This is a genomic window from Nocardioides astragali (assembly GCF_024436375.1).
In the GTDB taxonomy this organism is placed as follows: domain Bacteria; phylum Actinomycetota; class Actinomycetes; order Propionibacteriales; family Nocardioidaceae; genus Nocardioides; species Nocardioides astragali.
On record NZ_JAFMZM010000007.1, the window covers coordinates 106,792 to 130,643 of the forward strand.

Below are 23,852 nucleotides of genomic sequence, written 5' to 3' on the forward strand. Positions count from 1 at the left end.
GTCATTCTCGTGGACGGTGCGGCCGCCGACGGGCCGTCGCCGAGGGAGGTCAACGATGCAGCTGCACGCCGTGATCGTCCCGCCGCCGGGCGTGATCCAGGCCGCTCTCGAGGCCGCGGAAGGCCTGTCCCCCCCGGCGCCGGTCGTCACCGAGGTGCCGAAGCACGGGCTTCTGGACCGGATCATCGGCCGCCGGAAGGTCGAGCCCCCCACCCCACCCGCCGTCACGCTGCTGACCGCGGCGCCCGAAGCCGTCTTCGTGCGCCTGGCCAAGTTCGGCAACGTGACCGCGACCGACGCCGCCGGTCTCGCCGCGGCCCTCGAAGAGGTGGCCGGCGACTGGCGGGCACCCGTGCTGCACGTCAGCACGGTGCGCGTGGCGGAGGCTGACCCCTACGACGTCACGGCCCAGCTCGACGGCGACGTCGGCGCCCTGCGCGACATCTACAGCAACGTCATCGAGGTCGCTCGCCTGCAACGCTTCTACCTCGACCGGCGCAGCTTCCGCAGCGAGCTCGTCCTCGGCACCGTCCAGGTCGAGGACGGGAGCCCGTTGCCCGACGACCTCGCCGGGGCCGAGGCTCCCCACCAGGGGGTGCGCTGGTCGCCGTCCCACATCACCCTCCTCCGCACGTCGTTCACCGACGCAGGGACGACCTTCGCGGAGGTCGGGCGGGTCGAGCTGGCGCACGGCGCCGAGGAGTCGGACGCCCTGACCGGGGCGTGAGGCTCAACGCGCGGAGGGCACGAAGTCGCTGCCGACGTGCTCGGTGACGAACGCCGCGATGTCGGCCAGGCTCGTCTGTCCGGAGGCCAGTGCCGACTGGGCGGCGATCATGAGCTCGTTCGACGCCGAGAGCTCCAGAGCGATGTTGTCCGGGTCGCGGAAGTTGAGATGCGATCCGAACAGCTCGTCGCGAATGGGGGTGTAGGGCACCTGGTGCGCCGCGAGGTGCTTCTCCCATGTTTCCAGCTCCGTCCGCGACGACGCTGCGAACCCCAGGTGATCGACCCCGACGTGAAGCTCGGAGAACGGCGCATCGTGCGTCCCCTCGTGCCTGAGAAGGGCCAGCACGAAGCCCGTCGACGGGTGCATGCAGATCAGTCCCGCACCGACCTCCATCACCACGACGAAGTCGAGGACCTCGGTGTAGAAGTCCCGGCTCGCGGCGAGGTCCGTGACCGTGAGGGCCACGTGGTCCACGCCGGCGAACCCGGGCGCGGGCAGGTCAGTCACTGTGGCCTCTGTCGTAGGGCGGGTGCACAGGCCGGACGAGCAACATCCACGGACCGAGAGGTGGACGGTAGGAGCTCTGCTGGAACCGGCCGACGGCCTCTAGGATCGTGAGCAATGACGCCATCGGGTCCTCCTCAGAACTCGGCTTTCCACCAGGGTCGAGCCGAGGAAGCGCCCGTCGCATGGGGGGAATCCCTCGACTCGGGGCTCGTCGGGCGGGAGTCCGAGATGGCCCGAGTCGTGGCCATGCTCGGGGAGGTTCGCTCCGGGGGCAGTCGCTCGCTCGTCGTCACCGGTGAGCCGGGAATGGGCAAGTCAGCGTTGCTTCGGGCCGCCGAGCAGAAGGCGCCGGAGTTCCGGTGCCTGTGGGTCCGCGGTGTCGAGTCCGAGCAGCTGATGGCGTACGCCGGCCTCCATCAGGTCGCCGCCTCCCTGCGGGAGCGCATCACCGAGGTTCCGGAGGCGCAGGCAGAGGCGCTGGGAGCAGCGCTGGGCTGGCGGAGAGTCACTGCCGAGCCGACCCGGTTCCTCGTGGCAGCTGGGACGATGTCCCTGATCGCGGCGGAGGCCGAGCACCGTCCGGTCCTCGTCCTGGTCGACGACGTGCAATGGGTCGACCAGGAGTCGGCAACCGCTCTTGCCTTCGCGGCCCGTCGGCTCGAGGACGACCCGGTGGCCTTCGTGTGGGCGGCACGAGACGGCTCGGTGCCGGCTGCCCTGCTCCACGACGTGCCGGCGCTGCCCCTGGCCGGACTGTCGCGCACCGCGGCTCGCGCGCTGGTGGGCCCTCGTGTCGTGCCGTCGGTCGCCGACCGCCTGGCCGACGACACGGGCGGCAACCCGCTCGGACTGCTGGAGATCTCGTCCCGCCTGAGCGACTCCCAGCGACTGGGCACCGCGGAGCTGCCGGAGCGGCTTCCGCTCGGGGAGCGGCTCGAAGGCCACTACCGAGAGGTGCTGGCCCAGCTCTCCGAGACCGCTCGTCGAGCCGTCCTGCTGTGCGCCCTCGACCGGACCGCCTCGATCACGACGGTCGCCGGTGCCCTGGCCGCGGCAGGGGACGACGGTGAGGCAGCGCTCGACGAAGCGGTGGACCTGCATGTCCTCGTTCCGCTCGACACGGGGCTGGCCTTCCGGCATCCCCTGTTGCGCAGTGCCGCCGTCGGCGCGGCGAGCTCTGCGGAGTGGCGCCGGTGCCACCTCCTGCTCGCGAGGACGCTGTCGGACGGGGCGCTCCCCCTCGCTGCGGCGTGGCACCAGGCCGAAGCGAGCGTCGCGGCAGACCCGGCACTGGCGGAGGCGCTCGTGCGGTTGGCTGACGACAACCGATCGAAGGCGGGGTATGCCGCAGCGTCGGCAGCTCTCGAGCGTGCCGCCCTCCTGGCCGGCGACACCACTCGGGCGGCCGAGCTGCTGGCCGGGGCGGCCGAGGACGCGCTCCTGGCCGGTGACATCGCGCGCACGCGGTTGCTGGCCCGACGCGTCCTGGACGGCACGACGGACCCACCGTCACGCGGACGTGCACTGGTCGTGTCGGGGGTGGTGGAGCTCACCACCGGATCGGTGCCCCGAGCCGCGGAGATGCTGGCCTCAGCTGCAGAGGTGGCCGAAGGCCCCGCCTTGGGACATGCCCTCTCGGAGCTCGCGATGGCACGCTTCCGCCTCGGGGACCTGGCGGGGGTCGCGGACAGCGCAGCACGCCTCGCGGCCGTGGCACCGCAGCTCGACCCCTACCAACGGTTGATGGGGAGCTTCACGAAGGCCTTGGCGGTGGCGGTCGGGGGCGATGCCGCGTCCTCGGCCCGGCTCCTGACCGCGGTGATCGAGGAGATCGGCAGGCCGCCGCTGCGCGACGACCCGCGTACCGTGATCCCGCTCGCCCTGGCCGCCGGCTTCCTCGGCGAGGTGTCGCCCGTGTTCTCCCTGGGCGAGCACCTGCTGTCCCTCGCCCGGGAGCGAGGAGCCTTCGGTGTGCTCGTCCCCGCGCTCGCACTGGTCGCAGCCGGACGGTCCTGGCTCGGGGACACCGCCGGTGCCTACGCCGACGCCGGGGAGGCGACCGAGCTGGGGGAACAGCTCGGCTACGCCGTCGACGTCGCCAACGCGCATGCCATCGTGGCGTGGCAGTCGGCCGCTCGCGGGCTGCACGAGGAGGCACGCACAGCGCTGGCCCGGGCGAGGGACCTCACCGAGCGGGCCGGCACGTCGTCGCACGCGTCCTACCTGGCCCTGACCGAGGCGTTCTGTGCGCAGTGCCGCGGTGATGCGGCTGGCGTCGTCGCAGCCTTGGAACCCCGGCTCGCCGCCGACGGTGGGATGGGAGCCTCCGGCGAGCCGCTCGGGATCGCTCCGGACCTCGTCGAGGCCTATGTCGCGGTCGGGCGCCGGAGCGAAGCGGCCGACCTCGCTGCTCGCTACGCCGCCGTGACGCCGGCCGAGGCGCCACCGCTGACCATGGCCATCCTCGCCCGCACCCAGGCCCTCGTCATCGAGGACCTCGACGACGCGCTCGCTACGTTCGGGCGGGCACTGACCGCCCATGACTCGGCGATCCACCCCTTCGAGGCAGCGAGGACGCGTCTCCTCCTGGGATCACGTCTGCGGCGGGCCGGCCGGCGCGCCGAGGCGCGACGGCACCTGACGTCCGCCCGGGATGCTTTTGCTGCCATGGACCTCGACATGTGGGTGGCGAACGCCGATGACGAGCTCGACGCCACAGGTGCCCGCGCACGCAGGCGGGAGGTGACGATCAGCGAGCCTCTCACCGCGCGTGAGGTACGAGTTGCGCTCCTCGCCGCGCGTGGCTCCTCCAACAAGGAGATCGCCGCCGCACTGTTCCTCAGCCCCAAGACGATCGAGCGGCACCTGAGCTCGATCTATCGCAAGAGGGACTTCCGCTCACGCACCGAGCTTGCTGCGGCATACGCAGCCGTCATGCCGGCGTCCGAGGGCGACGAGCCGACACCGTAGTCGGCCTGAGGTGCCGGGCGCTGCGGTCAGATCGCGATGACCGCCAGCGCAACGGCGGGCAGCACCGAGGACGCGATCGTGCCGCGGACGCTCCCGCCGCGCGGCAGCCAGTAGCCGAGGAGGTCGGCGATGCCCATGAAGAGCGACGCGAGCAGCATGTAGACGCAGGCCACGACCACGACGGTGGTGCCTCGGGACTCGTCGCCGGTGTTGACCATCCAGAGCCCGACGAGCGTGCCGATGCCGGCCAGCGCGTTGCGCGCGCCGATGCAGAACGACCACAGGTGCACGTTGGCGATGCCGTGCGGCTCGATCCCGAGGAACTTCTGCACCCACGCTCGGTCGATGAGGAACGCCTCGAAGGGGAAGACCGCGATCAGGATGACGGCCGCGAGCCCCGCGCTGACCTGGGCGACGACGTCCACGGCTACCGGCCTGGCCTGGCCTCGACCAGCGAGATGGTCGAGATGGTGGGGATGATGCGGCTCATCCGGAAGCCGGCCCGGTCGAGCAGGGACGCGAACTCGCGCTCGGTGCGCTCGCGACCCCCGACGAAGACCAGCATGTCGAGGTCGAGCTGCTTGGCGAAGTGCGGCTCGTTGCCCGGCGGGACCACGCTCTCCATCAGCAGCAACCTGGCGTCGGCGGGCATGTGACCGCGGAGGTTGGCCAGGATCGCGATGGCCTGGTCGTCGGCGAAGTCGTGCACCACCCGGCGCAGGACGTAGAGGTCGCCGTCGTCGGGGGCGGTGTCGAAGAAGGATCCGGCCTCCAGACGGCAGCGGGAGAGGACGCCGGCCTCGCGCAGGTGCTGCTCGGCGCCGCTGATCACGGACTCCCGCTCGACCAGCACCCCCTTCGCAGCCGGGGCCGCGGCGAGCATCCGCGCGAGCAGCTGTCCGTGCCCGCCGCCGACGTCGACGATCGTGGCGTACGGCGTGAAGTCGTACGCCGCCTCGACCGTCGGCCAGTCGAGCGCGGACAGGCGGGTCATCGCGTCGTTGAAGATCCCCGCGAACTCCTCGTCCTGGTCGACGTACTCCCACATCGGCGCACCGAGAGCCGCCTCGGCGCCGGGCGTCCCGTCCTGGACCACCTGCGGCAGCTGCCCCCACACCGCCTGGTAGCGCGGGTCGCCGATCATCAGCACGACGAGCCGCATCGAGTCGGTCGTGTCGGAGCGCAGGGTCGCGCCGAGCGGGGTCAGGGCGAAACGGCCGTCGCCGCGCTCTCGGAACAGGCGGATCGCCGCGCAGGCACGGAGCAGCCGGTGGGTCGCGTCGGGGCTCGCGCCCAGCTCCGCAGCGACCTCCGTCGACGAGCGCGGGCCGGCTGCGAGGACGTCGGCGATGCCGAGCCTCGCGACGGCGTACGTCGCTTGGGTGGCCATGAAACCGGAGGTCAGCTCGAGCAGTGCGATCTCGGGCGGCACCATCCGGCGCGTGAGTGACTGCAGGCCGGTGCGGACGGCGGTCGCCGCGCGGACCACGCGGACGGGTGGAAGACGTGTCATGACGGTCACCTACAATGGTCAGCGATGCTGACCATAATGGTCAGTGGTGCTGACCAATGTCAAGGGGTGCGATGGACCTCGCCACGCTGATGTTCGTGTCCTACCGGGCCATGGACGACCGCGTCGTCTCCGCCATGCGGGAGGCCGGGTACGACGTCACGGTCGCGCAGGCCCGGATCGCGCAGCGCATCGCGGACGAGGGCTCGCGCCTGACCGAGCTCGCCGAGCGCGCGCAGGTGACGAAGCAGACCGCCAGCCTCCTCGTCGCAGCCCTGGAGCAGCAGGGACTCGTCGAGCGGGTGCCCGACCCGGCGGACGGGCGGGCCCGCCTCATTCGGTTCACCCCGCGCGGCCGCGCCGCGGCGCTGCACGCGATGGAGGTCGTGATGGGCGTCGAGCGCGAGTGGACCGAGCACCTGGGACCGGAGCTCGCAGGCCAGCTGCGGGAGGCGCTCATGAAGCTGCGCGAGGTGACCGACCCCTACCGCTGACCTCTCAGAAGTCCGTCGTCCCGCGCAGCCACCGGGGTCGACCGTCGGGGTCGTAGAGCCGGCGATAGGCCAGCCCCGCCCACCGGGCCGTGCGGCCCGACACCGGTGGCGGCACGTGGAGGCGTACGCGGCTGCCGGGCGCCCCCACCCGTTCGTGCCACAGCGCCAGGGCGCCGTCGAGGTCGGTGAACCGGTCGTCGTCCTCGGGGAGGCCGAGGTGCTCGGCCCACAGCGAGGCCCGCACGGACCGCGGCAGCTCGCCGTCGGGATCGACGACGGCGCAGGTGAGCTCGGAGTCGTGGGTCCACGAGCGCAGGTTGAGGTTGTCCGAGCCGATCGTCATCCACTCGTCGTCGACCACGCACACCTTGGCGTGCACGTAGATCGGCGTGCCGGCGTGGTTCTCCAGGTCGAACATCACGAAGCGCTCGCCGCCCGCCGCGCGCAGGCGGTCCCACGCGAGCCGCTGGCCGTACAGCATCGGCGGACCGCCCACCCGGTTGTCCTCCTCCGGATAGCGCGGGACGACGGCGATGACGCTCAGTCCGGGCTCGCGCTCGAGGGCCTCGGCGAGGGTGGTGGCCACGAGATCGGACCAGAAGTACTGGTCCTCGATGTAGATCAGGCGCCGCGCCCGCTCGAACGCGCGTGAGTAGGCCCGGGCGATGGAGCGCTCCCCGTCGGGGGCGAACGGGTAGACCGGGCGCTTGGCCGCATAGGTGCGCAGGAGCTGCACCTGGTGGCGGCCGGCCTCGGGTGGCGGGTCCCAGCGCTCGGGGAGCGGCTCGGGGTGACGCGGCATCCGGACGATCCGCTGGGCCAGGAGGCGGTAGGGGTTGCGGTGGTCGAGGGGCGTCGCGTCGTCCCAGCGCTCGGCGAACGTGTCGAGGACGTGCGCGACCGCAGGGCCGTGGATCTCCGCCATCGCGTCGTGCCACGGCGGCCGCTCGCCGTAGCGCTCGTCCATCGGCGGAGCCTGGGGGTCGCCGGCATGGGTGGCGTCGTCGCGGCGGCCGTGGCAGAGGTCGATCCCGCCGACGAACGCCACGTCCTCCTCGGGCCGGCCCTTGTGGCGTACGACCAGCAGCTTCTGGTGGTGGGACCCGCCGCGCCGCACCCGCTCGTCCAGCAGCGCCTCGCCGCCGCACTCGTTGATGACCCGTCCGAGGTGGCTGTTCTCCTCGCCGTTGAGCCGGCCGGGGTGCGAGCGCCACATCAGCGCTCGGACCTCCACCCCTCGACCCGCGGCGGAGGACAACAGGTCCGCGACGGTCGGCCCGTCCTCGGCCATCCGCTCGTCGGCGTCACCGCGCCAGTCGGTGAAGAAGATGCGGTCGCCTGCCCCCGTCGCACCGATCACCTCGAGCAGACGGGCGAAGTAGCCGGCCCCGTGCACGCGCGGCACCACCAGGTTGCCCGACGTCCAGGGCCGCTCCGTCTCCGGCAGGAACCACTCGCTCACGCCCTCAGGCTCCCAGCAGTCGGGCCGGGCGTCGATGCCATGTCACCCCTTCAGGTCAGTGCCCGCCCTACGTGAGGTCGTGCCGGCCAGTTTTCATGCCCGAAACATTCGGCGACGTCCCCGACAACATCCGTTTCGTACCTTTCTCGGCATGACCAAGCGCCAGAGGATCGTCGTCGTCGGCCACGGCATGGTGGGCCACCGCTTCGCCCAGGCCGCGGTCGAGCGCGGCCTGACCGAGACCCACGACGTGCTCGTCCTCGGCGAGGAGCCGCGGGCGGCCTATGACCGCGTCGGGCTCACCAGCTGGTTCGGCCACGAGACCGGCGGGGACGAGGCGCTCTCGCTCCTGCCCGGCGGGGAGTACGACGACCCGCGGGTGCGGCTGGTCCTGGACAGCGTCGTCACGGAGGTCGACCGGGAGGCGCGCACGGTGACCGTGGTGTCGCCGCCCGAGGCCGTCGGTGACCTGCTGGCCCACCCCGGCGCCGTCAGCATCCACGAGTACGACGTCCTGGTGCTCGCCACGGGCGCGGCGCCTTTCGTCCCTCCGGTCGAGGGGCGCGGCAAGGACGGCTGCTTCGTCTACCGCACCATCGAGGACCTGGAGGCGATCAAGGCCGCGAGCCTGACCGCCACGAGCGGCGTCGTCATCGGTGGCGGGCTGCTCGGGCTCGAGGCCGCCAACGCCCTCGTGCAGCTGGGGCTGAGCACCAACGTCGTCGAGATGGCACCGCGGCTGATGCCCGTGCAGCTCGACGCGGCGGCCGGCACGACGCTGGTGCGCCACATCGAGCGGCTCGGGGTGAAGGTCCACACGGGCGTCCTGACAGAGGCGATCGAGGGCGACGACGCCGTCTCCGGCCTGCGTGTGAGGCAGGCCGGCACGGAGGAGGGCGCGCCGACGACGACGATCGACGCGCAGGTCGTCGTCTTCTCTGCCGGCATCCGGCCCCGCGACGCCCTGGCCCGTGAGGCCGGGCTGGACACCGCCCCGCGCGGCGGCGTGCTCGTCGACGAGCAGTGCCGCACGAGCGACCGGTCGATCTTCGCGATCGGCGAGTGCGCCGCACCCGGCGGGACGATGTACGGCCTGGTCGCCCCCGGCTACGCGATGGCGGAGGTGGTCGTCGACGCACTCCTCGACGGTCCCGGCACGTTCACCGGCGCCGACATGTCGACCAAGCTCAAGCTCCTCGGGGTCGACGTGGCCAGCTTCGGCGACGCGTTCGCCACCACCGACGGCGCGCTCGAGCTGACGTACGCCGACGCGGTCAGCGGGGTCTACAAGAAGCTCGTCATCGCCGAGTCGGACGCTGGGGACGGCTCGTTCCGGCTCCTCGGCGGCATCCTGGTCGGCGACGCGTCGGCGTACGGCATCCTCCGGCCGATGGTGAGCAGCGGGCTCGCGCTCCCCGACAACCCCGAGCAGCTCATCCTCCCGGCCGGCACCGGCGCGCCGCTCGGGATGCCCGACGAGGCCCAGGTCTGCTCCTGCAACGACGTCACCAAGGCCGACATCCTGCACGCGGTGACGGAGGAGGGCTGCGAGGACGTGGCTGCCGTCAAGGCGTGCACCCGCGCAGGCAGCACCTGCGGCTCCTGCGTCCCGACGGTCAAGAACCTCATCGAGGAGCACTTCGCCAGCATCGGCAAGGTCGTCGACAAGGGTCTGTGCGAGCACTTCCGGCTCAGCCGCCAGGAGCTCTTCGACGTCGTCGCGGTCCACGGCTACCGCCGCTTCGACGACATCGTCGAGGCCCACGGCACCGGGCGCGGTTGCGACATCTGCAAGCCCGCGATCGCGAGCATCCTGGCCAGCCAGACCAGCACCCACATCCTCGAGCCGACGACGGTCGCCCTCCAGGACACCAACGACGCCTACCTCGCCAACATCCAGCGCAACGGCACCTACTCGGTCGTCCCGCGCATCCCCGGCGGCGAGATCACGCCCGAGAAGCTCATCGTCATCGGCGAGGTGGCCCGCGACTTCGACCTCTACACCAAGATCACCGGCGGCCAGCGGATCGACCTGTTCGGCGCCCGGATGGAGCAGCTGCCCGCGATCTGGCGCCGCCTCGTCGACGCCGGCTTCGAGTCCGGCCACGCCTACGGCAAGTCGCTGCGCACGGTGAAGTCGTGCGTCGGCTCGACGTGGTGCCGCTACGGCGTGCAGGACTCCGTCGGCCTCGCGATCGCGCTCGAGCTGCGCTACCGCGGCCTGCGCAGCCCCCACAAGCTCAAGGGTGGCGTCAGCGGCTGTGCCCGCGAGTGCGCGGAGGCGCGCGGCAAGGACTTCGGCGTCATCGCGACCGAGAAGGGCTGGAACCTCTATGTCGGCGGCAACGGCGGCGCCAACCCTGCCCACGCGCGGCTCCTCGCCGGTGACCTCTCCACCGAGACCCTCGTCAGCTATCTCGATCGCTTCCTCATGTACTACGTCCGCACCGCCGACCGGCTCCAGCGCACGTCGACGTGGATCGAGCAGCTCGAGGGCGGGCTCGACCGGGTCCGCGAGGTCGTCGTCGACGACGCGCTCGGGCTCGGCGCCGAGCTGGAGTCCGAGATGGCGCGGCACGTGGGCGGGTACGCCGACGAGTGGCGCGAGACGCTGGAGGACCCGGAGAAGCTGGCGCGCTTCGTCTCCTTCGTCAACGCCCCTGACACCCCCGACCCGAGCATCGCCTTCACGACCGAGCGGGACCAGATCCAGCCGATCGCCCCGGCACTGATCCCGGTCGGGGCCCCGTCGTGACGACGATCTCGGAGGAGCTGCAGATGACCTGGACCGAGATCTGCTCCGTCGACGCGATCCCGCTCGAGGGCGGCGTGGCGGCGCTCGTCGGCGGGGAGGCGGTCGCGATCTTCCGCACCTACTCCGGAGAGGTCTTCGCCATCAGCAACGTCGACCCGTTCAGCGGCGCGTCCGTCCTCTCGCGCGGCATCGTGGGCAGCCGCGGCGACGTGCCGGTGGTGAGCTCGCCGATGTACAAGCAGGCCTTCGACCTGACCACCGGGCGGTGCCTCGACGACGACAGCGTCAGCGTGACGGCGTACGAGGTCTCGGTCGTCGACGGCCGGGTGCTGGTCGGAGCGGCGTCCCTCGAACCGGCGCGGGAGTCCACGTGACAGCCGCCTCCGAGCCCGCATCGCGACCTCTCGAGGGCTTCCGCATCGGCGTCACCGCCGCGCGGAAGGCCGACGAGCAGGTCGCTTTGCTGCGCCGTCGCGGAGCCGAGGTCGAGTGGGCCGCCGCGCTGTCGCTGGAGCCCAACCACGTCGAGGTCGGCGAGCTGCTCGCTGCGACCAAGGAGGTCCTCGCCGGCCCCGTCGACCTCTTCCTCGCCACGACCGGGATCGGGATGCGGACCTGGCTCGACGCCGCCGCCGAGGCCGGGTTGTACGACGACCTGGTGGCCGCGCTCGGCCACTCCGAGATCCTGGCCCGCGGTCCGAAGAGCGTCGGCGTGCTCCGCCGGCACGGGCTGCGCGAGCTGTGGGCCCCGGAGTCGGAGTGCTTCGAGGACGTCCTCGCCCACCTGCGCGGGCGCGACCTCACCGGCAAGCGGATCGTGGTGCAGGAGCACGGCCAGTCGCTCTCGATGTCGGCACACGCGCTGCGCCGGCAGGGCGCCGAGGTCGTCACGGTCCCGATCTACCGGGTGGCGTCCGCCGACGACCCGGAGCCGATGTTCGGCCTGATCGACCTCATCGCCGACTGCAAGCTCGACGCGGTGACGTTCACCTCCGCGCCGGCCGTGGCGGCGCTGATGGAGGCGGCCTTCTCGGTCGGCCGGCGCGACGACGTCATCTCGGCCTTCCAGTCCGACGTCGTCGCCGCGTGCGTCGGTCCGGTCACCGCTGCCGCGTTCGAGATGTGGGGCGTCCCGACGATCGTCCCCGAGCGCTCGCGCCTGGCCGGTCTGGTCAAGCAGCTGGAGACCGAGCTGCCGACCCGCCGAGACGGCGTCGACGTACGCCTCGCGGACGGGCGGACGCTCATCGTGCACACCGACTCGTTGCTGCTCGACGGCGTACCGGTCGAGCTGTCGCCGGCGCCCGCGTCGGTGCTGATGGCGCTGCTGGTCAACCCCGGGCACGTTGTCTCCCGCCGTGCCCTGCTCGCCGCGCTCCCGAGCGGTCAGGCCGGCTCCGAGCACGCCGTCGAGATGGCGGTCGCGCGGCTGCGCGCCGCGATCGGGACCAAGGCCGTGCTCACCGTCGTGAAGCGGGGATATCGGCTGGCGGTCGGCTGACGTTGGCGGTCATTCGGCGGCCGGCGGCTACTCCTGGATGGCGCGGCGACTGGTCTGCCAGGCGGCGACCTGGGCGCGGGACGCGAAGCCGGTCTTGTTGAAGATGTTCTGCACGTGGGTCTCGACTGTGCGGACGGAGAGAACGAGCCGTTCCGCAATCTCCCTGTTGCTGAGTCCCTCGGTCAGGAGCTGGACGACGTCCGCCTCCCGCGGGGTGAGCTGGGCATACGCCTCGCCGTCGAGTCGCTGAGGGGCGCGGGCGCTGGTCTGCGGGCGCTTCCCCAGCACGACTGCGAGGGCGTCGTCGACGGTGCCCTCGCGACCCCTGCGGTACGCCCTGTCGTACTCCTCTTCTCCCAACGCGTCTCGGCACCTGCGCCGAGCGGCGGAGAGCGCTGTCGCCCAGGGATCCATGTCGAGCAGCGAGCCGCCCGCGTCCCGCCAGAACTCGTCGCAGACGCCGAACAAGTAGGTGGCCAGCTTGTCGTCGCCATGGGCGCCGGCCAACGCGAGATGGTTCAACGCAGTGACGCATCCTCGGACGTCGGGGATCTCCCTGAGATTGACCAGTGCGTCAGTGACGGCCGCCTCGATCGTCGTCGGGTCACTTGCCAGCCACGAGAAGAACCCCTCAGCCAGCAGGGTCCAGCCGAGCCACCAACGCTCACCTGTGCGGCGGCAGATGGTGAAGCTTTCCGTGAAAGCGCGTCCGGCGCCCTCGCCATCGCCGGAGAGCATGTGGAAGAAGGCGACGCAGAACCAGGCGTACGCCGCCTCCCCGGAGTCATCGCCAGCCTCTCTCCTCGCCAGGGCCAATGCCTGCTCGAGCAGCGGCAGGGCGGAGGAATCTCCCTGCTGGGCCCGGACCATGCCGCTGTGCTGGTAGACCCGGGACGTCCATTCAGGCGCGTGCTCGTGGACGAGGTCGAGGGCGGCCATGGCGGCACCCGCGGACTGCTCTGCGAGCCCCAGGACGGAGGACACCCACGACATCGCGGCGAGCGCATGGACCCGCTCGCGGCTGGGGTGCGGGTCCGCGTCCAGGAGCCTGGCGAGCCACGCCGCGCCCTCGCGTTGCGTTCCCGAGAGCCAGAAGTGGCAGAGGTCCGCGGCGAGGAGCTGCCCGGTCCGGAGGTGCTCCGGGTGGTCGAGGCTGAACTGGAGCGCCGCGCGGATGTTCGGCAGCTCCGCGTTCATCCGGGCCACCCACATGGGCTGCTCGGGACCGAACCATCCGCGCTCGAACGTCGCCCCCAGCTGCGCGTAGTACGCCAAGTGCCGGGACCGAAGCTCCTCTTCCGACAGGGGGACTTCTCCGCCGATGCCGTGCTGGTCGCGGAGCAGCTCCAGACCGTAGTCCCGGAGAGACTCCAGCATCCGGAAGCACCTGCGCCCGCCGAGTGTCTGAACCAGCAGGATCGACTTGTCCACGAGCCCGAAGACCACCGTGGGGATGTCGTCCTCCTCGATCGCGTCCCCGCCGCACACGGCCTCGATCGCGTCGAGCTCGAAGTCGGCCGTGAACACCGAGAGCCTGCTCCACAGCCTGCGTTCGGGCTTGGTGCACAGCTCGAAGCTCCATTCGACCGTGTGGCGCAGGCTTCGCCGCCGTCCTGCCCCTCCCGTGTTGAGGAGGGCGAACCGGCTGTCCAGGCGCTTGGTGAGGTCCCGTGGTGACAACGACCGGAGCTGCGCGGCGGCCAGCTCCAGGGCCAGCGGGAGCCCATCCAGACGGCGGCAGATCTGGACCAGGTCAGCCAGGTTGTGCTTGTCGAGCTCAAATCGCTGGTCCGCGGCGCGCGCCCTGTCGAGCAGAAGCGTGAGAGCGGGGGAGTCCGCTGCACTGGCGAGCGTGTCGGCGCCGTCGGGCGGCAGCCCCAGCGGCATGACGGCATAGACAAGCTCGCCGGGCACGCTGAGGATCTCCCGGCTGGTGGCCAGCACGTGCAGCCTGGGCGCTGCACGGAGGAGATCTTCCAACAGGCCCGAGCACGTCTCCAGGACGTGCTCGCAGTTGTCGACCAGGAGCAGCAGCTCGCGGCCCGACAGGAAGGCGGCGAGCGCGTCCTCCGGAGCGCGGGCGGACTGTTCAGGCACCCGCAGGCTGCCCGCTATCACCTCGGCGACGTTCGCCGGGTCGCTCACCGACGCCAGCTCGACCAGCCAGACACCGCCGTTGAAGGCCCGGCTGACAGTCTCGGCGATCTGCAGCGCCAGCCGGGTCTTGCCCACCCCTCCGGGTCCGGTCAGCGTCACGAGCCGGGACCGCGTGAGCAGCTGGCGGCCTTCGACGACCTCGAGGCGGCGCCCGACGAACGAGCTCAACTCGGTCGGGAGGTTGCCAGATGGCCGCCTGCTCGCCATCTCGCCATGCTAGTGGAGGCTCTCCCATGAGATGGGTCTTTCGCCGGCGCAGCGCGCTTCCGAGTGGTCATGCCGGCTCCGAGCCCCTACCTTCTTGGACGGTGTCCAAGAAGGGGGATCGGATGTCAGTGCAGTCCCAGGCCGGCGCGGAGAGCAAGGCACGACCGGGCCGGGCCGCTGCTCCACGATCGGGTCGAAGGTCGCCGAGGCTCCTCCTCGCCTCGGCTCTCGTCGCCTCCGCCGTCGCCGCTGTGCCCGCCTCCGCCCAGGCGCCGAGCGCCTTGACCACCGCCGACGGGGTCCTCTACCAGAGCTGCGTCCGGCACCCGGTGTCGTACGCCGCGAACCCGCGCTCCGGGAACTGGTCGCTGCACCTCTCCACCACGCGTAGCGACGGCTCGCCCGGGCCGTTCGTCAGCCTGTCCTCCCACCTGGGTGACCAGTCCGCCGGGAGCACGACCCTGGACTTCTGTGGCTACGGCGACACGGCGGGTGTGTACGCCCCAGGCCGCTACACGCTCGCTGCAACGCTCAGCTGGGTCGACCCCGGCGGCATCACGCACACCGAGCAGCTGCCCTCCGCGGACTTCACGATGGCCAAGCCGCAGACCCGCACCACGCTCACCCTGTCCGACCGCACCCCGAAGCCCGGACAGCCGATCCGGTTCCGCGTGTCGGTGAAGGTCCAATCGCCGACGGGCTGGATGCGGGTGCCCGACGCCGCCCTGCCGCTGCGGCTCCGGGTGCTGGCGCGAGGGCCCGGCGAGAGGACGTTCAGGCCGCTGCGCGGGGGCGCGGGCGTCTACGACTACGGCGGCACCTGGTCGCGGAAGTTCCGCTGGCTGGGCACCCTGCCGCGTGCGCAGTTCGAGGCGGAGACCCGCGGCAACGACCTGCTCGCGGAGTCCACCTCGAAGGTCGTCCGCGTGACCACCGTCTACCGTGACGCGAGCTCGGGCTGAGGCAGCTCCGGCTCGGGCAACGACGGGTCGCGGCGGTGGGGGACCAGCGCGAGGGCTGCGACCACGGCGCCGGCGATCGACACCAATGCGGCGAAGACGAGACCAGGCCGGAAGGCGTCCAGCATGCCTTCGGGTGACGTAGCGCCGTCGGCGCCCGACGCGATCACGGCTGTGGTCACGGCGAGGACGATGGCGGCCCCGACCTGCATGGAGGTCTGGAGGACGCCGGCCGCCAGGCCCTGCTCGTCGTCGTCGACGCCAGCGGTCGCCTGGATGTTGATCGCGGGGAACCCGATCCATCCGACCCCGATGAGGAGCACCGCCGGCAGCAGCATCGTCAGGTAGGACGGAGAGGTGTCCAGCCTCAGGAACAACAGGTAGCCGATCGCCATCACGGCCATGCTGACCGCGATGATCCGGGCGGTGCCGAACCGGTTGACCAGCTTGTCGGAGAACACCGCGGAGGCGGCGACCATCAGGCCGACGGGCAGCAGGGCGAGCGCCAGCTTCAGCGGTGACCAGCCCAAGGTGTCCTGGAGGTACAACGTCACGATGAACTGCCAGCTGAAGTAGGAGCCGGCCACGGCGACGATGGCGAGGCTCGCGCGGACCAGCGAAGCCTTGCGGAGGATGCCCAGCCGGATCAGCGGGTGCTTGACCCGACTCTCGGCGAGCACGAACAGCGCGACCAGGGCTGCCGCGAGCGCGAACGATGCGACGGTTCGAGCCGACGCCCAGCCGACCTCGGGAGCGGTGACGACGGTGTAGACGAGCAGCAGCATCGCCCCGGTGGAGAGAGCAGCGCCCAAGAGGTCGTGACCGCCGCCTTCCGCGGGCTTGTCCTTGGGGAGCAGCACGTACGCGGCGGCCAGCGCGGCCAAGGCGATCGGCACCGGCAGCAGGAACGTCCAGCGCCAGCCGACCCCAGCCATCAAGCCGCCGAAGAGCAGGCCGGAGGAGTAGCCCCCTGCGCCGAAGACCGTGTAGATCGACAGCGCCTTGTTGCGGGCCGGTCCCTCAGCGAAGCTCGTGGTGATGATCGAGAGTCCGGTGGGGGCGGTGAAGGCGGCGGCCAGGCCCTTGATGAACCTGGTGAGGATCAGGAGTGGCCCGCTGTTGACCAAGCCTCCGGCAAGCGACGCGACCGTGAACACCGCGAGTGCGATGAGGAAGACCTTGCGTCGCCCGAAGAGGTCTGCGGTGCGGCCACCGAGCAGGAGCAGGCCGCCGTAGCCGAGGATGTAGCCGCTGACGAGCCACTGCAGGGACGAGGTCGACAGATCGAGCTCGGCGCCGATCGAGGGCAGGGCGACGCCGATCATCGAGACGTCGAGGCCGTCGAGGAACAAGACGATGCAGAGGGTGATCAGCATTGCCCAGACGCGGGGGCTCCAGGTGAAGGAGCTCGTGGTGGGAGGAGTGGTGGTCTGCGTGGTTGGTGAAGTCACCCGACGCACACTTCCATGCGTACGCATTGAATGCAAGCGCAATTAATGCGCTTGCATCGACATGAGGCTGGCGTTATCCTGCCGCCATGGCAGAACGACCCGTAGCCTCCTCGGCTCGCGAGACTTCCGCGGCCCTCGTGGAGGAGTGGCGCGAGCTGCTGGACCGGCATGCAGCGGTGAGCTGCGCGATGGAGAAGGCCCTCCAGGACGAGCACGCGATCGGGCTGAGTGAGTTCGAGACGCTCGAGCGCGTCGTCGACGCGAACTGCGGGAAGTACCGCATGAGCGACCTCGCGCGCGACATCCACCTCAGCCAGAGCGCCCTCTCGCGAGCGGTCGCGCGGCTGGAGAGGGACGGCCTGGTCGGCCGGGACATGTGCATCGAGGACCGGCGCGCCGTCTTCGTCTGCCTCACCGACAAGGGGAAGCAGGTCTACGAGCAGGCACTGCCCACACACCGGGCTGTGCTGAGTCGAGCCTGGGACTCCTAGCGCGCGTTATCCAGTGGCAGTCCGGGGCCTTGGTTCCTACGCTGCCGGGATGGCCGCACGACTGCACGCGCTCACCGTTCGCGCCTCGGACCCCCAGGCGTTGGCGGCGTTCTGGGGAGAGCTGCTCGGGTGGGAGCGCGCTCCGGAGGGCGTCGTCCTGCTCCCCGACGCCGACACACCCTTCCGGCTCGCCTTCGTCCCCACGGACGAGCCGAAGGCCGGGCTCAACCAGATCCACTTCCACCTGACCAGCAACTCGGCCTCACAGGCAGACACGGTGGCCCGTGCCCTCGGCCTGGGCGCATCCCACCTCGACGTCGGCCAGCTGCCGGACGAGGACCACGTCGTGCTGGCCGATCCCGACGGCAACGAGTTCTGCGTGATCGAGGCGGGCAACAACTGGCTCGCCGGCACCGGCTTCCTCGGCGAGGTCGCGGCCGACGGCACGCGGGACGTCGGAATCTTCTGGGCCGCCGCGCTCGGCTGGCCGCTGGTGTGGGACGAGGACGGGGAGACCGCGATCGCTCCGCCGGCTGGCGGTTTCAAGATCGCGTGGGGCGGTCCCCCGCTCAACGAGTACGCCGGCCCGCGCCGGATCTACGTCGAGCTGGTCGCTGTCGGTGCGCTGGACGCCGAGGTCGAGCGGCTGGTGTCCCTCGGCGCGCGTGAGGTCGAGTGGCGGGGCTCCGAGGTCGAGATGGCCGACCCGGACGGCAACGAGCTCGTCGTGCGGACGACCGGCTGACGCGCGAACTGGGGTATGGCTATGGCCGCTCAGCACCCGTCATGCCGAGCGCCGAGCGGCCCTGGGTCCGCTCGAGCCAGTTGATGGTCGCGTGTCCCTGTTTCGGACGCCGCTACGCGCTCGGGTGAACGCCCGCCTGGACTTCGTGCGCGTCGAGAGCGGCGGCGGTCAGGCTGTTCGCGATGTGGGAGAACATCAAGCTCTGAGCAGCCTCAGCGTCCCGATCCTTCACCAGTGCCACGAGACGGTGATGCTCGTCGAAGTCGCGCGTGCGCGGCTCGCCTCCTGGTGGGAGCTCGAGACCAGCGCGGCGGTAGCGATCAGACTTGTCCCACAGGTCGTTCAGCATGCGAACCATGACGGTGTTGTGCGAGGCGGTGAACAAGGCCTCGTGGACCTCGCGGTGCGCCGCCAGTGCCACCTCACCCCACTCTCGCGTCACCGGGAGCAGGTTCTCGAGGGCGGCGTCCATGCGGGCGATGTCCGCATCGGTACGGCGTACAGCTGCCAGTGCCACCGCAGCGGGTTCGAGCGCCTGGCGTGTCTCGAACAGCTGGCGAGCCTCCACGAAGTCCATCGCCGCCACTCGGGCGTTGCGATGCCCCTCGAGCAGGACGAGCCCCTCACCGCTCAGGCGACGGATGGCCTCGCGGAGCGGGGTGATGCTGATGCCCATCGAGGCGGCGAGCTCGTACTGGGCGAGGGCGGATCCCGCCTCCAACGAGCCGTCCAGGATCTGCTGGCGGATCTGCGCGTAGGCCACGTCCGCCTTGCTCGTGAAGGTGTACGTGGTCACGCGAGCAGCATGACACATGTTTCTTATAAGTCGGTTTGCGCGGTGGGCATCGCGACGCCTAGGGTGTCGTATCCAATATCTTATAAGTTACGAGGAAGGGTGCCGGATGCGCATCGTCTCCGCCCATGAAGGCGTCATCCCCATCAGCTCGTCGATGAGCAACGCCTTCATCGACTTCTCCACCATGGACTGCTCGATCCTCGCGCTGGTCAGCGACGTGGTCGTCGACGGGAAGCCGCTCGTCGGCTACGGCTTCAACTCCAACGGTCGCTACTCGGCCGGGGAGATCCTTCGCCGCCGGATCCTGCCCCGCTTGATGGATGCTCCTGAGGGCGCGCTCCTCGACGAGGCGGGGGACCTCTCGCCGTCGTTCGCCTGGGAGGCGATGATGCGCAACGAGAAGCCCGGTGGCCACGGGGAGCGCTCGGTGGCGGTCGGCGTGGTCGACATGGCGTTGCACGACCTGGCCGCCAAGGTCGCGGGCGTCCCGCTCTACCGCTGGATCTCCGACCACTACGGCGACGGCGACCCCGACGATTCCGTCTTCGTCTACGCCGCCGGCGGCTACTACGCCCCGGGCAAGAGCGACCGCGACCTCCAGGACGAGATGCGCCGCTTCCTCGACGCGGGCTACGACGTCGTCAAGATGAAGATCGGCGGCGCCCCGCTCGCGGAGGACCTGCGGCGCATCGAGGCCGTCCTGGAGGTCCTCGGCGGGGACGGATCACGGCTCGCCGTCGACGTCAACGGTCGCTTCGACCTCGACACCGCGCTCGAGTACGCAAGGGCGCTCGACCCCTACGACCTGTTCTGGTACGAGGAGGTCGGCGACCCGCTCGACTATCGTCTCAACGCGACCCTCTCCGAGCAGTACAAGAACCCGATCGCGACCGGAGAGAACCTCTTCTCGCTGCAGGACGCGCGCAACCTCGTCCGGTACGGCGGCATGCGGCCCGACCGCGACTACATCCAGATCGACCCGGCGCTCAGCTACGGGCTCGTCGAGTACAGGCGCATCCAGGACATGCTCTCCCAGCACGGCTGGTCGTCGCGTCGCTGCATCCCGCATGGGGGCCACCAGTTCTCCCTGCACATCGCTGCTGCCCTCAAGCTCGGCGGCAACGAGTCCTACCCGGGTGAGTTCCAGCCCACTGGCGGGTTCGCCGACGACGCGGTCGTCGAAGGCAGCCGGGTCGCCCTCGACGACCGGCCCGGCATCGGCTTCGAGGGCAAGGCGAACTTCCTCGAGGTCCTCCGCGAGCTGCACGAATAGGTATCGCGGGCATCCGAGCGCCTACCCCCGCTCGAGCTCCACGGCCTCCGGCGTGTGGAGCCGCACCATGAACCGCCCCGCGTGCGCCGGCACGGAGGCCCGGGTCAGCCGCGAGACCACCACCATCGTGGCGAGCGAGGCAGGCACGCTCCAGGCCGCGGGCTGCCCGAGCAGGGCGGCGGTCCAGCCGGTCGAGGATGACGTCGCGAGCGTCCAGGCGACCGCGGCCCCTGATCCCAGGCCGCCGACCAGCAGCCCGGCCACCGCGCCTCGAGGAGTGAGCCCCCGCCACCAGATGCCGAGCATCAGCAGCGGTGCGAAGGTCGACGCCGTGACGGCGAAGGCCAGCCCCACGGTCCGCGCAACCGCGACGTCCTGGGCCGGCAGCGACATCAGCAGTGGTACGACGACCGCGATGGCCGCCGCGACGCGGAAGGCTGCCACCCCACCGAGCCGTCGCGTGCCCCACCGCCGCCCGGTCACGTCCTGGGAGAGCACCCCCGCGACGGCGATGGTCAGCCCCGAGCTGGTCGAGAGGAAGGCGGCGAAGGCGCCCGCGGTCACCAGTCCGGTCAGCATCGAGCCCAGCAGCCCGGGGACCATCAGCTGCGGCAGCTCGAGCACGAGGACGTCGGCCCGGCCGTCGGCGAGGTCGGGGGCGTAGATGCGGCCGAGCGCGCCGTACAACGGGGGGAGCACGTAGAAGATGCCCAGCAGCGCGAGGACCGCCAGGGTCGTACGACGGGCAGCGCGGCCGTCGGGGTTGGTGTAGAACCGCACGACCACGTGCGGCAGCCCCATCGTGCCGAGGAAGGTCGCGACGATCAGGGAGTACGTCGTGTAGAGCCCGATGCCGCCGCCGGGGGAGGCCAGCGGGATCGACCACGACGCCGGCGCCGCGCCGGTCGGGTCGACCGCGCCGTCGCTGGCCCAGACGGCGATGAGGACGAAGGCGGGGATGAGCAGCGCGGTCAGCTTCAGCCAGTACTGGAAGGCCTGGACGAAGGTGATCGACCGCATGCCGCCGGGGCTGACCGACGCGAGCACGACGAGCGCGACCACCAGCGAGCCGGCCCACGGAGGGGCGCCGATGGTCGACCGCAGCGTGACGCCGGCGCCCTGGAACTGGGGCAGCAGGTAGAGCCAGCCGATGCCGACGACCAGCACCGAGCAGAGCTTGCGCACGCCGCGCGAGCCCAGCCGCGCCTCGGCGAAGTCGGGCAGCGTGTAGGCACCCGAGCGCCGGAGGGGTGCGGCCACGAGGACCAGCAGGACGAGGTACCCGGCGGTCCAGCCGACGGGATACCAGAGCATCTCCGCGCCGAACGTCAGCAGCAGCCCCGCGACCCCGAGGAAGGACGCGGCGGAGAGGTACTCGCCGCCGATCGCGCTGGCGTTGAGCCGCGGACGGACGGTGCGGGAGGCGACGAAGAAGTCGCTGGTGGTGCGGGAGATCCGCAGCCCCCAAGTGCCGATCGCGAGGGTGGCGATCGAGACGAGCACGACCGCGACGACGCCGGGCACGATGTCGGTGTTCATGCGAAGCTCACGACCCGGCGTCCTCGTCCGGAAGCACCGTCCCGACGAGGTCGGCGAAGTCGCGCTCGTGCCCCTCTGCGCGGCGGAGGTAGAACCAGCCGAGCAGCAGCAGCCACGGATAGGTCAGCACGCCGAGCAGCAGCCAGGCCAGCGGCAGCGGACCGACGCGGACGTCGCCGAGCTCGGGGAAGACGTGGAAGGCCAGTGGCAGGAGCCCGAGGGTCAGTGCCAGCGCGACCAGCACCCGTACGGCGAGCATGAGCTGCTCGCGCAGCAGCGATCGCATGAAGACCTCACCCAGAGCGGTCTCCGCGTCGATCTCCCGCGTGCCGGCAGACCGTACGGCGTCCGCGCGCCGCCGCGGCGGACCGGTCACCCGCACCCGTGGGGGAGGCGGGTCGCTCATGAAGTCTTCCTGGTCAGCACCGACCGCAGCTCACGCGTGTGCCGTCGGCTCACCGGCAGCTCGATGCCCCCGATCACGACGCTCACCCGACCGCCCTCGCTGCGCACCTCCTCGACGTGGGGGAGCGCGACGAGGACTGAGCGGTGGATCCGTACGAAGCCGGCCGACGCCCACTGCTCGGCGAGCGAGCTGAGCGGCGTCCGCACGAGGTGCGAGCCCTCGGCGGTGTGCAACCTCGCGTAGTCGCCCTGGGCCTCGACGTGGGTGATCTCCGAGCGGTTGATGAAGCGCGTGACCCCGCCGCGCTCGACGGGGATCTGTACGTCGCCGGACGGGACTGGACCGCCCGCCTCCACCACCCGGCGTACGGCCTCGGCGAGGCGCTCCTCGCGCACCGGCTTGAGGACGTAGTCGACGGCGCGCAGCTCGAAGGCCGCGACCGCGTGCTCCTCGTGGGCGGTCACGAACACGACCGGCGGCGGCTGCTTGAAGCGCGACAGGACCTGCGCGAGGTCGAGGCCGGTGAGGCCGGGCATCTGGATGTCGAGGAAGACCGCGTCGACCTCCTCGGCCTGCAGCACCCGGAGCGCGTCGGTCGCGGAGTCGCTGCCGCGGACCTCGCCGATGCGTGGGTCGCGGCCGAGGAGGAACACCAGCTCGTCGAGGGCGGGGCGCTCGTCGTCGATGACGAGGACCTTCAGAGGGACGGGCGTCATCTCGGGGTCCCCGTTCGGACCGCAGCGAAGCGAGGATTCGAATGGGGTGAGCTCATACCTGGACTCCGGGGGCGAACTTCGGCACCCGCACGATGACCTTCGTGCCGGCGCCGGGAGCGGTCTCGACCACCAGACCGTAGTCGTCGCCGTAGGCGTTGCGCAGCCGCGCGTCGACGTTGCCCAGCCCAACCGAGTCCATCGAGGCGTCGCCGGCCAGCGCCCGCCGCACCCGCTCGGGGTCCTCGCCGGTGCCGTCGTCCTCCACCTCCAGGACGCACTCCTGGTCGAGGTCGCGGGCCGTGATCGAGAGCCGGCCCACGCCGTCCTCCTTGTCGGCGCTGGCCTCCAGCCCGTGGCGTACGGCGTTCTCGACCAGAGGCTGGATGCAGAGGAACGGCACGGCGACCGGCAGCACCTCCGGCGCGATCTGCAGGGTGACCTGGAGCCGGTCGCCGAAGCGGGCCTGCTCGAGCAGGAGGTAGCGCTCGACCGACCGGAGCTCCTCGGCGAGCGTCGTGTACTCGCCGTGGCGGCGGAAGGAGTAGCGGGTGAAGTCGGCGAACTCGAGCAGCAGCTCGCGGGCGCGGTCGGGGTCCGTACGCACGAAGCTGGCGATCGCGCCGAGCGAGTTGTAGATGAAATGTGGGCTGATCTGGGCCCGCAGCGCGCGCACCTCGGCCTCCATGAGACGGGTCCGCGAGTTGTCCAGCTCGGCCAGCTCGAGCTGCCCGCTCACCCACGACGCCACCTCGTCGGCGGCGCGGACGAGGCCGCCGGTCGTGTGCGGCGCCCCCACGACCAGCGCCCCGACCAGGGTGTCGTCGACGACCAGCGGGCTGACGATCGCCTGCCGCACCTGGCACCCGCCGTCGTCACACACCAGGGTCCGCTCGTCGACGATCATCGTGCGCCCGGTCTCGGCGACCTGGCCGATCGTGGGCGGAAGCTGCGCGCGGTGGTGGGAGCCGAGGCCGTCCCAGGCGAGGAGGCCGCTGGTGTCGCCCAGCCCGGCCGCCGGGGTGCCGAGCAGCGCCCGCAGGTGGCGTACGGACCGCTCGGCGCTGGCCGAGGTCAGTCCCTCGCGCAGCGCCGGGCTGGCGAGCGAGGCGTTGTGCAGCGCGCGGAAGGCCGCGCGGTCGGCCTCGCCGCCCAACGACGTACGCCGCCACCTCCACATGGCGCG

The 23,852-nt window shown here is 71.2% G+C and carries 21 protein-coding genes; 10 read left to right on the plus strand and 11 right to left on the minus strand.

Features of this window, described 5'->3' with window-relative positions; genetic code table 11:
- The first annotated feature begins 55 nt into the window (after positions 1-55).
- A complete protein-coding gene (locus J3P44_RS22300) occupies positions 56-727 on the plus strand; it encodes a hypothetical protein (protein WP_255892700.1) in 672 nt (223 codons plus the stop codon).
- A gap of 3 nt (positions 728-730) precedes the next feature.
- Here J3P44_RS22300 and J3P44_RS22305 read toward each other — a convergent pair whose 3' ends face one another.
- On the minus strand, positions 731-1,237 hold the full coding sequence (locus tag J3P44_RS22305; RefSeq protein ID WP_255892701.1) for a VOC family protein: 507 nt from the start codon (positions 1,235-1,237) through the stop codon (positions 731-733).
- 114 nt (positions 1,238-1,351) lie between these two features.
- Between J3P44_RS22305 and J3P44_RS22310 the strand changes: the two genes are divergently transcribed.
- The gene (locus J3P44_RS22310; protein ID WP_255892702.1) at positions 1,352-4,207 is read left to right on the plus strand and encodes an AAA family ATPase; all 2,856 of its coding nucleotides are present in this window, start codon (positions 1,352-1,354) and stop codon (positions 4,205-4,207) included.
- A gap of 26 nt (positions 4,208-4,233) precedes the next feature.
- On the opposite strand, the gene J3P44_RS22315 is transcribed toward J3P44_RS22310, so the two are convergent.
- Both J3P44_RS22315 and J3P44_RS22320 read right to left on the minus strand, forming a co-directional pair.
- Entirely contained in the window at positions 4,234-4,632 is a 399-nt protein-coding gene (locus tag J3P44_RS22315) for a DUF1304 family protein (protein WP_255892703.1), read from the minus strand.
- Between the two features lie 2 nt (positions 4,633-4,634).
- Complete coding sequence (locus J3P44_RS22320; protein ID WP_255892704.1) at positions 4,635-5,720, minus strand: methyltransferase; 1,086 nt, start codon at positions 5,718-5,720, stop codon at positions 4,635-4,637.
- 71 nt (positions 5,721-5,791) lie between these two features.
- On the opposite strand from J3P44_RS22320, the gene J3P44_RS22325 reads away from it, so the two are divergent.
- The gene (locus tag J3P44_RS22325) at positions 5,792-6,211 is read left to right on the plus strand and encodes a MarR family winged helix-turn-helix transcriptional regulator (RefSeq protein WP_255892705.1); all 420 of its coding nucleotides are present in this window, start codon (positions 5,792-5,794) and stop codon (positions 6,209-6,211) included.
- A 4-nt stretch (positions 6,212-6,215) separates the two neighbouring features.
- On the opposite strand, the gene J3P44_RS22330 is transcribed toward J3P44_RS22325, so the two are convergent.
- A complete protein-coding gene (locus J3P44_RS22330) occupies positions 6,216-7,673 on the minus strand; it encodes a phospholipase D family protein (protein WP_255892706.1) in 1,458 nt (485 codons plus the stop codon).
- Between the two features lie 151 nt (positions 7,674-7,824).
- On the opposite strand from J3P44_RS22330, the gene nirB reads away from it, so the two are divergent.
- The 3 genes from nirB to J3P44_RS22345 are packed head-to-tail and all read left to right on the plus strand — an operon-like array spanning position 7,825 to position 11,929.
- Entirely contained in the window at positions 7,825-10,428 is a 2,604-nt protein-coding gene (nirB, locus tag J3P44_RS22335) for a nitrite reductase large subunit NirB (protein WP_255892707.1), read from the plus strand.
- Between the two features lie 23 nt (positions 10,429-10,451).
- Entirely contained in the window at positions 10,452-10,802 is a 351-nt protein-coding gene (gene nirD, locus J3P44_RS22340) for a nitrite reductase small subunit NirD (RefSeq protein ID WP_255892708.1), read from the plus strand.
- Positions 10,799-11,929, plus strand: coding sequence for a uroporphyrinogen-III synthase (locus J3P44_RS22345; RefSeq protein ID WP_255892709.1), 1,131 nt, complete (start codon positions 10,799-10,801; stop codon positions 11,927-11,929). The genes nirD and J3P44_RS22345 overlap by 4 nt, the downstream gene beginning before the upstream one ends.
- Before the next feature lie 27 nt (positions 11,930-11,956).
- Here J3P44_RS22345 and J3P44_RS22350 read toward each other — a convergent pair whose 3' ends face one another.
- Positions 11,957-14,293 carry an ATP-binding protein gene (locus J3P44_RS22350; RefSeq protein WP_255892710.1) on the minus strand — a complete coding sequence of 779 codons (2,337 nt, stop codon included), beginning with the start codon at positions 14,291-14,293 and terminating at the stop codon, positions 11,957-11,959.
- 122 nt (positions 14,294-14,415) lie between these two features.
- Here J3P44_RS22350 and J3P44_RS22355 point away from each other — a divergent pair, with 122 nt between their 5' ends.
- Complete coding sequence (locus J3P44_RS22355; protein ID WP_255892711.1) at positions 14,416-15,255, plus strand: hypothetical protein; 840 nt, start codon at positions 14,416-14,418, stop codon at positions 15,253-15,255.
- Here the strand turns inward: J3P44_RS22355 and J3P44_RS22360 are convergent.
- Complete coding sequence (locus J3P44_RS22360; RefSeq protein WP_255892712.1) at positions 15,231-16,703, minus strand: MFS transporter; 1,473 nt, start codon at positions 16,701-16,703, stop codon at positions 15,231-15,233. The genes J3P44_RS22355 and J3P44_RS22360 overlap by 25 nt on opposite strands.
- An 86-nt stretch (positions 16,704-16,789) precedes the next feature.
- Here J3P44_RS22360 and J3P44_RS22365 point away from each other — a divergent pair, with 86 nt between their 5' ends.
- Positions 16,790-17,194, plus strand: coding sequence for a MarR family winged helix-turn-helix transcriptional regulator (locus tag J3P44_RS22365; RefSeq protein ID WP_255892713.1), 405 nt, complete (start codon positions 16,790-16,792; stop codon positions 17,192-17,194).
- A 49-nt stretch (positions 17,195-17,243) separates the two neighbouring features.
- On the plus strand, positions 17,244-17,939 hold the full coding sequence (locus J3P44_RS22370; protein WP_255892714.1) for a VOC family protein: 696 nt from the start codon (positions 17,244-17,246) through the stop codon (positions 17,937-17,939).
- Between the two features lie 112 nt (positions 17,940-18,051).
- On the opposite strand, the gene J3P44_RS22375 is transcribed toward J3P44_RS22370, so the two are convergent.
- Entirely contained in the window at positions 18,052-18,735 is a 684-nt protein-coding gene (locus tag J3P44_RS22375) for a GntR family transcriptional regulator (RefSeq protein ID WP_255892715.1), read from the minus strand.
- Positions 18,736-18,841: 106 nt separating this feature from the next.
- On the opposite strand from J3P44_RS22375, the gene J3P44_RS22380 reads away from it, so the two are divergent.
- Positions 18,842-20,008, plus strand: a complete 1,167-nt coding sequence (locus J3P44_RS22380) for a mandelate racemase/muconate lactonizing enzyme family protein (protein ID WP_255892716.1) — start codon at positions 18,842-18,844, stop codon at positions 20,006-20,008.
- Between the two features lie 21 nt (positions 20,009-20,029).
- Here the strand turns inward: J3P44_RS22380 and J3P44_RS22385 are convergent, their stop codons facing one another.
- From J3P44_RS22385 to J3P44_RS22400, 4 genes are read right to left on the minus strand one after another with little or no spacing between them, the layout of a single operon-like run.
- Positions 20,030-21,547 carry a sodium/solute symporter gene (locus tag J3P44_RS22385; protein ID WP_255892717.1) on the minus strand — a complete coding sequence of 506 codons (1,518 nt, stop codon included), beginning with the start codon at positions 21,545-21,547 and terminating at the stop codon, positions 20,030-20,032.
- Positions 21,548-21,554: 7 nt separating this feature from the next.
- Positions 21,555-21,953 (minus strand): hypothetical protein, encoded by a 399-nt coding sequence (locus J3P44_RS22390; RefSeq protein WP_255892718.1) that lies wholly within the window; start codon positions 21,951-21,953, stop codon positions 21,555-21,557.
- Positions 21,950-22,669, minus strand: a complete 720-nt coding sequence (locus J3P44_RS22395; RefSeq protein WP_255892719.1) for a LytR/AlgR family response regulator transcription factor — start codon at positions 22,667-22,669, stop codon at positions 21,950-21,952. The genes J3P44_RS22390 and J3P44_RS22395 overlap by 4 nt, the downstream gene beginning before the upstream one ends.
- 52 nt (positions 22,670-22,721) lie before the next feature.
- On the minus strand, positions 22,722-23,846 hold the full coding sequence (locus tag J3P44_RS22400) for a sensor histidine kinase (protein ID WP_255892720.1): 1,125 nt from the start codon (positions 23,844-23,846) through the stop codon (positions 22,722-22,724).
- Positions 23,847-23,852: the final 6 nt, after the last annotated feature.